The organism is Bradyrhizobium sp. USDA 4506, from assembly GCF_054058795.1.
Genome location: NZ_JBSSBM010000002.1, coordinates 3,904,907 through 3,917,279, shown reverse-complemented (window position 1 = coordinate 3,917,279; position 12,373 = coordinate 3,904,907). Strand labels below are relative to the sequence as shown.

The 12,373-nt window shown below is 65.6% G+C and carries 9 protein-coding genes and 1 riboswitch; of the genes, 5 read left to right on the top strand and 4 right to left on the bottom strand.

Annotated features, from left to right (window positions below; all coding sequences use genetic code 11):
* Positions 1-486: 486 nt before the first annotated feature.
* The 3 genes from recA to ACVIHF_RS20790 all read left to right on the top strand — a co-directional run bounded on the left by recA (position 487) and on the right by ACVIHF_RS20790 (position 2,789).
* Positions 487-1,575, top strand: coding sequence for a recombinase RecA (gene recA / locus ACVIHF_RS20800; RefSeq protein ID WP_092090369.1), 1,089 nt, complete (start codon positions 487-489; stop codon positions 1,573-1,575).
* A gap of 227 nt (positions 1,576-1,802) precedes the next feature.
* Positions 1,803-2,492: a hypothetical protein gene (locus ACVIHF_RS20795; protein ID WP_456780252.1), complete on the top strand. Its 690-nt coding sequence runs from the start codon at positions 1,803-1,805 to the stop codon at positions 2,490-2,492.
* A 6-nt stretch (positions 2,493-2,498) separates the two neighbouring features.
* Positions 2,499-2,789 (top strand): hypothetical protein, encoded by a 291-nt coding sequence (locus tag ACVIHF_RS20790; RefSeq protein WP_456780253.1) that lies wholly within the window; start codon positions 2,499-2,501, stop codon positions 2,787-2,789.
* Positions 2,790-2,828: 39 nt separating this feature from the next.
* On the opposite strand, the gene ACVIHF_RS20785 is transcribed toward ACVIHF_RS20790, so the two are convergent.
* The 4 genes from ACVIHF_RS20785 to gcvT all read right to left on the bottom strand — a co-directional run bounded on the left by ACVIHF_RS20785 (position 2,829) and on the right by gcvT (position 7,905).
* Positions 2,829-3,260, bottom strand: coding sequence for an acyl-CoA thioesterase (locus ACVIHF_RS20785; RefSeq protein ID WP_310883390.1), 432 nt, complete (start codon positions 3,258-3,260; stop codon positions 2,829-2,831).
* A 217-nt stretch (positions 3,261-3,477) separates the two neighbouring features.
* Positions 3,478-6,351, bottom strand: coding sequence for an aminomethyl-transferring glycine dehydrogenase (gene gcvP, locus ACVIHF_RS20780; RefSeq protein WP_456780254.1), 2,874 nt, complete (start codon positions 6,349-6,351; stop codon positions 3,478-3,480).
* Positions 6,352-6,374: 23 nt separating this feature from the next.
* Positions 6,375-6,740 (bottom strand): glycine cleavage system protein GcvH, encoded by a 366-nt coding sequence (gene gcvH, locus ACVIHF_RS20775; RefSeq protein ID WP_253607916.1) that lies wholly within the window; start codon positions 6,738-6,740, stop codon positions 6,375-6,377.
* Between the two features lie 19 nt (positions 6,741-6,759).
* Positions 6,760-7,905, bottom strand: a complete 1,146-nt coding sequence (gcvT, locus tag ACVIHF_RS20770) for a glycine cleavage system aminomethyltransferase GcvT (protein ID WP_456780255.1) — start codon at positions 7,903-7,905, stop codon at positions 6,760-6,762.
* A gap of 141 nt (positions 7,906-8,046) precedes the next feature.
* A riboswitch (glycine riboswitch) is annotated at positions 8,047-8,135 on the bottom strand.
* 202 nt (positions 8,136-8,337) lie between these two features.
* On the opposite strand from gcvT, the gene alaS reads away from it, so the two are divergent.
* Together alaS and ACVIHF_RS20760 are read left to right on the top strand one after the other, a co-directional pair.
* The gene (alaS, locus tag ACVIHF_RS20765; protein WP_438072633.1) at positions 8,338-11,025 is read left to right on the top strand and encodes an alanine--tRNA ligase; all 2,688 of its coding nucleotides are present in this window, start codon (positions 8,338-8,340) and stop codon (positions 11,023-11,025) included.
* Positions 11,026-11,036: 11 nt separating this feature from the next.
* Entirely contained in the window at positions 11,037-12,287 is a 1,251-nt protein-coding gene (locus ACVIHF_RS20760) for a cyclic nucleotide-gated ion channel (protein WP_456794106.1), read from the top strand.
* The last annotated feature ends 86 nt before the right edge of the window (positions 12,288-12,373 follow it).

The following is a 12,373-nucleotide window of genomic DNA, read 5'->3' as shown; positions in this document are numbered from 1 at the left end:
GCGCTTTGGCTCCTCCTCAGGCTTGACGGGTTCCTTCATGCCCGGAGGGTTGAGCCGGGCCAGGTGCGGCCGATTGAGTTAGATCAAGGGCACCTCTAATCCCGCCATTTGGCCCTCTTTTTCTGCCTCCGCTCGGAACTTCGTTCCCCCACGGAGAACACCCGGTAACTCCTCCGCTGGGGATAGCGAACACTTGGCGGACCATAACCATTGCTATGGTGAGAACATCCACCGCGCGGTTCAGTAGTCTTACCGAGAACATCGACTAACCCTTGGTTGCAACGGGGTTAATGGCAAACTAGGCCACTCCAAAAATCAAAGCAGGCCACTAGGGATGGAAACAGGCCAGCACCGGTCTGCTCGAAAGAACATATTGCGAACATAGAACAAACGTGGTACGTAGGTTCCCATCAACAATGCATTCCGCCTGATCTCATCGCCCGTTTGTCCCGCTAGCGAATCCCCGCAATAAGGAGCACATCCCAAATGTCCGCCACTGCACTGCGTATCGTCGAAGGATCCTCCATGGACAAGTCCAAGGCCCTCTCAGCCGCGCTCTCCCAGATCGAGCGCCAGTTCGGCAAGGGCTCGGTGATGAAGCTCGGCAAGAACGACCGTTCGATGGATGTCGAGACGGTGTCGTCGGGATCACTCGGGCTCGATATCGCGCTCGGCGTCGGCGGTCTGCCGAAGGGACGCGTCGTTGAGATCTACGGGCCGGAATCCTCGGGCAAGACCACGCTGGCGCTGCACACCGTGGCGGAAGGGCAGAAGAAGGGCGGCATCTGCGCCTTCATCGACGCCGAACACGCGCTCGACCCGGTCTATGCACGCAAGCTCGGCGTCAACATCGATGAGCTCTTGATCTCGCAGCCGGACACCGGCGAACAGGCGCTGGAAATCTGCGACACGTTGGTGCGTTCCGGCGCAGTCGACGTGCTGGTGGTCGATTCGGTTGCGGCGCTGGTGCCGAAGGCCGAGCTCGAGGGCGAGATGGGCGATGCGCTGCCGGGCCTGCAGGCCCGCCTGATGAGCCAGGCGCTGCGCAAGCTGACCGCCTCGATCAACAAGTCCCATACCATGGTGATCTTCATCAACCAGATCCGCATGAAGATCGGCGTGATGTACGGCTCGCCGGAGACCACCACCGGCGGCAACGCGCTGAAGTTTTATGCCTCGGTTCGTCTCGACATCCGCCGCATCGGCGCGATCAAGGAGCGCGACGAAGTCGTCGGCAACACCACCCGCGTCAAGGTGGTGAAGAACAAGCTGGCGCCGCCCTTCAAGCAGGTCGAGTTCGACATCATGTATGGCGAGGGCGTTTCCAAGATGGGCGAGATCCTCGACCTCGGCGTCAAGGCCGGCATCGTCGAGAAGTCCGGCGCCTGGTTCTCCTATGACAGCCAGCGGCTCGGCCAGGGTCGCGAGAATTCCAAGGCGTTCCTGAAGTCGAATCCCGACATCACCGCCAAGATCGAAGCCGCGATCCGGCAGAACTCCGGCCTGATCTCCGAGCAGATCCTCGCCGGCACGCCCGAGCGCGACGCCGAGGGCGAGGAGCCGACGGAAGAGTAAGCCTCCAGCATGATCCGGAAAAGTGCGAAGCGGTTTTCCCTCGCGACAAACGCGAAGCGTTTGCGCGGAGATCATGCTCAAGCGATCACATGACTTCGCTGCAAGCGGGCGCTGAGGACGTTGAGTTGCCGACGTCCTCGGCGCCCGTTTGGTTTTGTGTGTCTTTTGTAAAGCAGTTGATCCTCAGCTTGCGGTGCTGATGCCATCCCGCGTAGCCGGAGAGCATCGTGACAAGTCTGATCCTGGCGACAAGTGAACTCGCGAGCTATCGCCTGAGGCAGGCGGGAAGGGCGGACATCGTCGTCGGGTTGAGGCCGCGCTTCGTTTGGGGGAAAATGCCCTCGTCGGATGACCTCACGACCCTGCTGGAACCGCGTTCCGCAAAGCACGTCGATTTCGACACGCACTGGCTCGACTTCGCCAGTTCAAGATGGACCGGCTCGATCGGTCGGGACATTGGGCTTGTCGAGTTGTGCGAGCGTTGCGATAGCGTCGAGCTATGGGCTGATCCCCAGCCGAATGACCAGTTGGTGCTGGCCTGGTTGCTCGACGTGCTCCGCCCGCACCGCCACATCGTAGCAAAGCTCAAGCTGGTCCAGACCGATGTCGAGATCGGCAGGTACCGAGGCGAGAGCTTGGCGAAATGGCGATTGCCTGCACTTGCGGTGACCGATGATCGGCTGGAATTGGCCGGTCGCGCCTGGACTGCCTATCGCGCTCCGACGCCCGAGCCCTGTTTCGACCTTCTCATGCAGGATCTGTCGGCCATCCCGCAGCTCCGCGCGGCACTGATTGCGTTGCTCGAGGAGCTACCCGGGCAAGACACCGGCCTCGGCGCGTCCGAACTGCGGATGCTGGATCTCGTCGCCGACGGCGAGACAAGCCCACAGGTCCTTTCAAGCGAGCTGAACAGGTAACGCGGCGTGTTCGATTTTCAGGAAGCGGAGCTGATCCTGGACCGGCTCGCCTATTGTCCATCACCGGTCCTGACCGGATTCCCCGCGGAGATCGAAGCGCCCGACGATCTGAAGGCCCGAAACAACCGACTCCTGCACAGTCGGCTGTCGCTCACCGATTTCGGCCAGGAAGTGTCGGATCGCGAGCTCGACTTCAGCCAATACAACACGATCCATCGCTGGTGGGGCGGCACCGAACTGACCAATGAGCGGCTGTGGCGCTGGGACGCCGAGAGCCGAGCCTTGGTTGCCCCGTAAGCCTGATCCGCACAACGTGTGTGCGCAATCAGCCTATGCCTATGCCAGCGTCTTCTCCCGGCTTGCGATCAGTGCCCGCAAATCCTCGGCCACCGCGACCGACTGATGGGTCTTCTGATCGGTCGCGACCCAGATGATCTCGCCGGTGGCGCGCAGTTCATCGGAGCCCTTGGCGAAGATCGCGAGCGCAAGATTGATCGAGGAGCGGCCGATCCGCGCGACGCGGACGCAGACCTCGATGTCCTCGTCGAACCGGATCGGCGCCTTGTATTCGACGACCGATTTCACAGTGTGGAAGTCGATGCCAGTCCGCGCCACCTCGCCGAGATAGTCGTAGCCGAGCGCGCGGAAATATTCGGTGATGGCGGTGTCGAAATAGGTGAGGTAGTGGGCGTTGAACACCACCGCCTGTGCGTCGACCTCCGAATAGCGGACGCGAAACGGGAAATGGAACCAGAATTCCTCGCGCATGTTTCCTCCTGCCGCGGGCGGGCCAGTCCGTCATTCCGGGGCGCGACGAAGTCGCGAACCGCAGATGCGCAATGGGCGCATCGGGGAATCCAGAGGTCGTGGATCGAGATTCCCCGGTGCGCAGTTGCGCACCTGAGGTTCTCGCTTCGCGAGCCCCGGAATGACACCCAGTGAATCAGGCGTCAGAGACGCAACGCCACATAGCTGCAGTAGCTCCTTACTCCGCCGCCTGCGCGTAATCCTCGACCGGCGGGCACGAGCACACCAGATTGCGGTCGCCATAGACGTTGTCGACGCGGCCGACCGGGCTCCAGTATTTGTCGGACCGTGACACGCCGGCCGGGAAGCAGCCCTCGGCGCGGGTGTAGGCCCGGTTCCAGACATCGTCGGCGATGTCGTGCACGGTATGCGGCGCGTGGCGCAGGGGCGAGGCCTCGACCTTCCAGCGGCCCTTCTCGATCTCCGCGATTTCGTCGCGGATCGCGATCATGGCGTCGCAGAAGCGGTCGATCTCGAACTTCGATTCCGATTCCGTCGGTTCGATCATCAGCGTGCCCGCCACCGGGAAGCTCATGGTCGGCGCGTGGAAGCCGTAGTCGATCAGGCGTTTTGCGATGTCGTCGACGGTGACGCCGCTGGTCGTCTTCAGCGGCCGCGGATCGACGATGCACTCATGCGCAACGCGGCCGCGCTCGTTGCGGTACAGCACCGGAAAGTGCGGCTGCAGCCGTGCGGCGATGTAGTTGGCGTTGAGGATCGCGATCTCGGTGGCGCGCGTCAGACCTTCGCCGCCCATCATCAGGATGTAGATGTAGGAGATGGTCAGGATCGACGCCGAGCCAAACGGCGCGGCCGACACCGGGCCGATGGCGTGCGCAGTTGCCCCGTCGGTTGCGGGATGGCCCGGCAGATAGGGCGCAAGATGCGCCTTCACGCCGATCGGGCCCATGCCGGGGCCGCCGCCGCCATGCGGAATGCAGAAGGTCTTGTGCAGGTTGAGATGGCTGACATCGGCGCCGTAATCGCCGGGCCGCGACAGTCCGACCTGCGCGTTCATGTTGGCGCCGTCGAGATAGACCTGGCCGCCATGGGCATGCACGATGTCGCAGATCTCGCGGATATGCTCCTCGAACACGCCGTGGGTCGACGGATAGGTGATCATGACCGCGGCAAGGTTGGCGGAGTGCTTCTCCGCCTTGGCGCGAAGATCATTGACGTCGACGTCGCCGCGCGCATCGCACGCGACGACCACGACCTCCATGCCGACCATCGCAGCCGAGGCCGGATTGGTGCCGTGCGCGGAGGAGGGGATCAGGCACACCTTGCGGTGCGGCTCGCCGCGCGCGAGGTGATAGCCGCGGATCGCCAGCAGCCCGGCATATTCGCCCTGCGCGCCGGAATTCGGCTGCAGCGAGACCGCGTCATAGCCGGTGATGTCGCACAGCCATTGCTCCAGCCGCTTGAACAGCGCGTGATAGCCCTTGGCCTGATCCGCCGGCGCGAACGGATGCAGATTGCCGAACGCCGGCCAGGTCAGCGGGATCATCTCGGTGGTGGCGTTGAGCTTCATCGTGCAAGAGCCGAGCGGGATCATCGCGCGGTCGAGCGCGAGGTCACGATCGCTGAGCTTGCGCATGTAGCGCAGCAGCTCGGTCTCGGAACGATGCGTATTGAACACCGGATGGCTGAGGAAGGCGCTGGTGCGCCGCAGCTCCTTCGGCAGCGCCTCGTGCGCGCCGGCCTCGATCTCGGCATAGCTGAGCTTGCCGCCGAACACGCGCCACACCGCCTCGACCGTCTCCGGCGTCGAGGTCTCGTCGAGCGCGATGCCGAGCGTGGTCGCGCCGATCCGCAGATTGATCCGTTCGGCCTGCGCGCGGGTGACGAGCTCGATCTGCTTGCTACCTGCCTCGACGGTCACGGTATCGAAGAACGCTTCGCTGGTCGGCGCAAAGCCGAGCTTGCGCAGGCCGGCGGCGAGCACGGTGGCGCGACGATGCACGCTGCGTGCGATATGGGTCAGGCCCTCGGGACCGTGATAGACCGCATACATCGAGGCGATCACGGCGAGCAGCACCTGCGCGGTGCAGATGTTCGAGGTCGCCTTCTCGCGGCGGATATGCTGCTCGCGGGTTTGCAGCGCGAGGCGGTAGGCCGGCGCACCGCGCGAATCGACCGAGAGGCCGACGATGCGGCCGGGCAGCGAGCGCTTCAGCGTGTCGCGCACCGCCATGTAGGCGGCGTGCGGTCCGCCATACCCCGTCGGCACGCCGAACCGCTGCGCCGAACCGATCGCGATGTCGGCGCCGAGCTCGCCGGGCGAGGCGAGCAGCGTCAGCGACAGCAGGTCCGCCGCGACGATCGCAAGCGCGCCCTTGGCGCGCAGCGACGCGATCGCAGGCTTAAGGTCGCGTACCGCGCCCGATGTGCCCGGATATTGCAACAGCGCGCCGAGCACATCGGCGTTGTCGAGCTCGGTCAGGGGATCGCCGACCACCAGCGCCCAGCCCAGCGGCGCGGCGCGCGTGCGCATCACCGCCAGCGTCTGCGGATGCACCTCCTTGTCGACGAAGAACACCTTCGCTTTGACCTGCGAGTGGCGCTCGGCGAGCGCCATCGCTTCCGCCGCGGCGGTCGCCTCGTCGAGCAGCGAGGCGTTGGCGACGTCGAGCCCGGTGAGATCGCAGATCATGGTCTGGAAGTTGAACAGCGCCTCGAGCCGGCCCTGGCTGATCTCCGGCTGGTACGGCGTATAGGCGGTGTACCAGGCCGGGTTCTCCAGAATGTTGCGCTGGATCACCGCGGGCAGGATGGTGCCGGAATAGCCCTGGCCGATCAGCGAGGTGAACACCTGGTTCTGCGCGGCGAGCTCGCTCATATGCGCGAGCGCCTCGGTCTCGCTCAGCGCCCGGCCGAGATCGAGCGGCGCCTTCTGCCGGATCGACGCCGGCAGCGTCTCGTTCATCAGCGCCTGCAGGCTCGCGGCGCCGACCGTCTCCAGCATCGCGTTGACGTCGCGGGGCGACGGTCCGATGTGGCGGCGCACGAAATCGGTGGCGGCTTCGTTGATCGGCTTGAAGGGCGCGTTCATGACGTGATCCTCGGGGTGATCCTTTAGGCGGTGTGCGCGGCGTAGGCGGCCTCGTCCATCAGGCCGCCGAGCTCGCCCTTGTCGGCAATCTTCAGCTTGAAGAACCAGGCCTTGCCGCCGGCGTCGGAATTGACCAGCGCGGGCTCGGCGGCGAGCGCGTCGTTGACCTCGACCACCTCGCCGGCGATCGGCGCGTAGACGTCGGAAGCGGCCTTGACGGATTCGACGACAGCGGCGGCCTCGGCCTTCTTCAGGCTGCGGCCGACCTTGGGCAGTTCGACGAACACGACGTCGCCGAGCTGCGACTGCGCATAGTCGGTGATCCCGATCGTGGCGACGTCGCCCTCGATGCGGAGCCATTCGTGGTCGGACGTGTACAGCGTCGTCATGGGGTCGATCCTTTGGCGTTCAGCGTTTGTAGGTATTGGGGACGAAGGGCGTAGCGGCGACTTTCAGCGGCAGCCGCTGGCCGCGCACTTCGGCGAAAACGGTGGTGCCGACGGCGGAAAGGGCCGTGGGCAGGTAGCCCATCGCAACCGGCGCATTGAGGCTCGGGCCGAAGCCGCCCGAGGTCACCTTGCCGATCTGCTCGGTCGAGCCGGCATCGGCGAACAGCGCGGCGCCTTCGCGCACCGGTGCGCGGCCGTCAGGCTTCAGGCCGACCCGTCGGCGCGCAGCGCCATCTGCGAATTGCGCGAGAATTTTGTCGGCGCCGGGGAAGCCGCCGGCGCGGGCGCCGCCGCTGCGGCGAACCTTCTGCACCGACCATTCCAGCGCGCCTTCGACCGGCGTCGTCGTGGTGTCGATGTCATGGCCATAGAGGCACAGCCCGGCTTCGAGCCGCAGGCTGTCGCGCGCGCCGAGCCCGATCGGCAACACGTCGGGATTGTCGAGCAGCGCGGTGACCAGGGCTTCCACCTTGTCTGCGGGCACCGAGATCTCAAAGCCGTCCTCGCCGGTATAGCCGGAGCGCGAGACGAAGCAGTCGACGTCGCCGACGCCGCGCGGACCGGCATCCATGAATTTCATCGAACTGACATCCGCACAAAGATTCGCCAGCGCCGATTCGGCTTTCGGGCCCTGCAGCGCGATCAGCGCGCGGTCGGCCAGCGAGATGATCTCGCAGGCGTCGGAGAGATGCGCGCGGAGATGCGCCTCGTCCTCGGCCTTGCAGGCGGCGTTGACCACCAGGAACAGGTGATCTCCGAAATTCGCCACCATCAGGTCGTCGAGCAGGCCACCGTCATTGTTAGTGAATTGCGCGTAGCGCTGCCGTCCCGGCGCGATACCGACGATGTCCTGCGGCACCAGTTTTTCCAGCGCGAGCGCGGCATCCGCGACCTTGCCAGATTTGGCCCTCAGCACGAGCTGGCCCATGTGCGACACATCGAACAGGCCGGCTTCCTTGCGGGTGTGCAGGTGCTCCTTCAGCACGCCGGCCGCGTATTGCACCGGCATGTCATAGCCGGCGAACGGCACCATCTTGGCGCCGCGCGCAAGGTGCAGCGCGTGCAGCGGGGTCTGTTTCAGCGGGGAGGTTTCGCGCGCAAGCATCACAGGGCCCTCGCGGTTCCCGCCGGGGACCTATTTCCCCTTGAGAAACCTGCAGAAAGCCCCATCTGTCGCTGTGCCTGAGAGTATTATCCCGTCGGCGGACGCATCGGGGCGAACCCCAGCGTCTCTTTCCAGATGTCAGACGTCACGCGGTCCTTTTGCCTGAGAGTTTCCGGGGCGGTTGCTCCTTCGGCGCCGGCGGTAAGGCCGGTCTCTCCCGACGTGACTAGGTATAGGTAGGTAGAAAACACGGCGCCACCAAGACTGTCAACGCAGCTGCAGCAACTATCCAATGGGCTTTGTGCTGCCGCGGCAAGCCCATGATCCGCCTGCACAGTTTCTGGACACCGCAGCTGGCAATGTCTAAAAGCGTTCGGCCGGAAAATGACGCCTTTTTGCGGCTGGCCGGCCCCTTTTTCCGATTGGATGAACATGAGCAGCGTCAACGACATCAGGTCGACATTTCTGAACTTCTTCAAGGAGAACGGGCACGAGATCGTGGCCTCGTCGCCGCTGGTTCCGCGCAACGACCCGACCTTGATGTTCACCAATGCCGGCATGGTGCAGTTCAAGAACGTCTTCACCGGCGTCGAGAAGCGCGGCTACCAGCGCGCCACGACGTCGCAGAAGTGCGTGCGCGCCGGCGGCAAGCATAACGACCTCGACAATGTCGGCTACACCGCGCGCCATCTCACCTTCTTCGAGATGCTCGGCAACTTCTCGTTCGGCGATTACTTCAAGGAGCGCGCGATCGAGCTCGCCTGGAATCTGATCACCAAGGATTTCGGGCTGAAGAAGGACAAGCTGCTGGTCACCGTCTACCACACCGACGACGAGGCGGCCGGCTACTGGAAGAAGATCGCGGGCTTCTCGGACGACCGCATCATCCGCATCCCGACCTCGGACAATTTCTGGGCGATGGGCGACACCGGCCCGTGCGGACCGTGCTCCGAAATCTTCATCGACCGCGGCGAGCACATCTGGGGCGGCCCTCCGGGCAGCCCGGATGAGGATGGCGATCGCTTCCTCGAATTCTGGAATCTGGTGTTCATGCAGTACGAGCAGGTGACGAAGGAGGAGCGCGTAGCGCTGCCGCGTCCCTCGATCGACACCGGCATGGGGCTCGAGCGCATGGCCTGCATCCTGCAGGGCGTCGAGAGCGTGTTCGAGACCGATCTGTTCCGCAATCTGATCGATGCCGCCGCGTCTACCCTCGGGCACGGTCCGAACGAGCAGAACGTTGGGTCGTATCGGGTGATCGCGGACCATCTGCGCTCGTCCGCGTTCCTGATCACCGACGGCGTGCTGCCGTCGAACGAGGGCCGCGGCTACGTGCTGCGCCGGATCATGCGCCGCGCGATGCGCCATGCACAGCTCTTGGGCGCGAGCGAGCCGCTGATGCATCGCCTGGTCTGGGCGCTGGTCCGCGAGATGGGCCAGGCCTATCCGGATCTGGTCCGTGCGGAGAAGCTGATCGAGGAGACGCTGCGGCTGGAGGAGACGCGCTTCCGCAAGACGCTGGCGCGCGGCCTGTCGATCCTCGACGAGAAGAGCGCCGGCCTCAAGAAGGGCGACATGTTCGACGGCGACACCGCGTTCACGCTGTACGACACCTACGGCTTCCCGCTCGATCTGACGCAGGACGCGCTGAAGTCGCGCGGCATCAGCGTCGACCAGGCGTCGTTCACCGACGCGATGGAGCGGCAGCGCGTCAAGGCGCGTGCCTCGTGGGCGGGCTCGGGCGAGGCGGCGAGCGAGGCGATCTGGTTCCCGCTGCGCGAGAAGCTCGGTGCGACCGAATTCCTCGGCTACGAGACCGAGAGCGCGGAAGGCGCGGTGACGGCGCTGATCAAGGACGGCGCCGAGGTCGAGAGCCTGAAGGCCGGCGAGAGCGGCGCGATCGTGCTGAACCAGACCCCGTTCTACGGCGAGTCCGGCGGCCAGGTCGGCGACACCGGCGTGCTGACCGGGGAGGGCGTCAAGTTCCGCGTCACCGACACGCAGAAGAAGGCCGGCGATCTGTTCGTGCATCTCGGCACGGTGGAGCAGGGCACGCTCGGCGTCGGCACCACATTGCAGCTCGAGGTCGATCACACCAGGCGCTCGTCGATCCGCGCCAACCATTCGGCGACGCATCTGCTGCACGAGGCGCTGCGCCAGGTGCTCGGCGATCACATCGCGCAGCGCGGCTCGCTGGTCACGCCGGACCGGCTGCGCTTCGACTTCGTGCATCCGAAGCAGATCACGCCGGAAGAGCTCGCCCGGATCGAGGACATCGCCAACGATGTCGTGCTGGAGAATGACGAGGTCACGACCCGGGTCATGGGCGTCGACGATGCCCGCGAGGCCGGCGCCCGCGCGCTGTTCGGCGAGAAATACGGCGACGAGGTTCGCGTCGTGTCGATGGGCAAGGGCGCCCGCGATCATGGCCAGAACGCGCTTGGCTGGTCGGTCGAGCTCTGCGGCGGCACCCATGTCCGCCGCACCGGTGACATCGGCATGATTTCCGTGACCAGCGAGGGCGCGGTCGCGTCCGGCGTGCGCCGTATCGAGGCGCTGACCGGGCATCATGCGCGCAAGCACGCCAACGACACCATCGCGCTGGCCAAGACCGCGGCGCTGGAGCTGCGCACCACGATCGACGACGTGCCGGCGCGCATCACAGCTCTGATGGAAGAGCGCAAGAAGCTCGAGCGCGATTTGTCCGACGCCCGCAAGAAGCTCGCGATGGGCGGCGGCGGTGCGTCGAACGGCGCCGCCTCAGCCGTTCGCGAGGTCGGCAATGTCAAGCTGCTGGCGCGCGCGGTCGAGGGCGTCGAGACCAAGGATCTCAAGAGTCTCGTCGACGACGGCAAGAAGCAGATCGGCTCGGGCGTGGTCGCGATCGTTGGCGTCACCGAGGACGGCAAGGCCGGCATCGTGGTCGGCGTCACCGCCGATCTGACCGCGCGGTTCAACGCGGTCGAGCTCGTGCGCAAGGGCTCCGAGGTGCTCGGCGGCAAGGGCGGCGGCGGCCGGCCCGACATGGCGCAGGCCGGCGGGCCCGACGGCGCCAAGGCCGACGCCGCGCTGTCGGCGATCGAACAGGCCATGACTCAACAGGCATCGGCCGGCGCCTGACGGAGAGGTTGATCGTGGCGACGGCTCCGCTCAAGCCCACGATCAGCGATCCCGGGCTGCGCGACCGTCTCTACGAGCTGCTCGAACGCGATGATCTGCCGCATTCGGGCGGCTTGCGCTTTGCCCGGGTCATCGTCGCCATCATCGCCGTCGATGTGCTGGCGGCGATCCTGGCCTCCGTGCCCGAGATCGACGCGCAGTTCGGCTGGCTGCTGACGACCATCGAGATCGCGGCGGTCATCGCCTTCGCGCTGGAATATGCCGCGCGGCTCTGGAGCGTGGTCGGCCACTCGCTGCGCGACATGACGCCGGCGCGGGCGCGGCTGGAATACGCCTTCTCGGCGCTCGGCGTGATCGACCTGCTGGCCTTCCTGCCGTCGGCCGTCGCGCTTGCGACCGGCGACAAGACCGCGCTGGTGCTGTTCGGCATGCTGCCGTTCCTCAAGCTGGTGCGCTATTCGACCGCGATGCGCTCGCTGCTGGCGGCGCTACATGCCGAGCGGCGCACGCTGTTCGGCTGCGTGGTGATCCTGACCGGCGCCGTGCTGCTGTTTGCCTCGCTGCTCTATGCCATCGAGCACAGGGTGCAGCCGGACAAGTTCGGCACCATGCCGCAGGCGATGTGGTGGGCGATCGTGACGCTCGGCACCGTCGGTTACGGCGACGTCGTCCCGATTACGCCGCTCGGCCGGACCGTCACGGTGGTCGCGATCGTGGTCGGCTTCGCGATGATCGCGCTGCCGGTCGCGATCATCTCGACCGCGTTCGCCGACGAGGTCCGGCGCCGCGACTTCGTCGTGACCTGGGGCATGCTGGCGCGGGTGCCGCTGTTCTCACATCTTGGCGCTGCCGATATTTCCGACATCATGCGCTTGCTGCGGTCGCAGACCATCGAGGCCGGCGAGGTCTTGGTGCGACGCGGCGATGCGGCGTCATCGATGTATTTCATCACCGCGGGCGAGGTCGAGATCGACCTGCCGAGCCAGCTTGTGCGGCTTTCCGACGGCGCGTTCTTCGGCGAGATCGCGCTGCTGCGGCGGACCAGCCGCTCCGGCACGGTGACGGCGACGCGCAAGACCAAGCTCCTGGTGCTCGATGCGCAGGACTTCCATGCCCTGATCGAGCGCATGCCGGCGCTCGCCGCGCATGTCCGGGAGACCGCGGAGGCGCGGCTTGCCGATCCGCTTGCGGCCGGCGGCGACCTGGCCGCCGCGGAGATCGCCCAGGCGCCGCGCGAGACCGACGGCGGCATCCGCGACTAGAATCTCATTCCGATTGAATCGGAACGAGGCTCTCGATTCTTCGTTTGGCGCGTTTCTTCACGCGAACCGGTATCCACTTCGCTCGA

Bases quoted from the DNA above. Each gene is read 5' to 3' on its own strand.
- ACVIHF_RS20785 (WP_310883390.1), bottom strand. From the start codon at position 3,260: ATGCGCGAGGAATTCTGGTTCCATTTCCCGTTTCGCGTCCGCTATTCG.
- gcvT (WP_456780255.1), bottom strand. From the start codon at position 7,905: ATGCTTGCGCGCGAAACCTCCCCGCTGAAACAGACCCCGCTGCACGCG.
- gcvH (WP_253607916.1), bottom strand. From the start codon at position 6,740: ATGACGACGCTGTACACGTCCGACCACGAATGGCTCCGCATCGAGGGC.
- recA (WP_092090369.1), top strand. From the start codon at position 487: ATGTCCGCCACTGCACTGCGTATCGTCGAAGGATCCTCCATGGACAAG.
- alaS (WP_438072633.1), top strand. From the start codon at position 8,338: ATGAGCAGCGTCAACGACATCAGGTCGACATTTCTGAACTTCTTCAAG.
- gcvP (WP_456780254.1), bottom strand. From the start codon at position 6,351: ATGAACGCGCCCTTCAAGCCGATCAACGAAGCCGCCACCGATTTCGTG.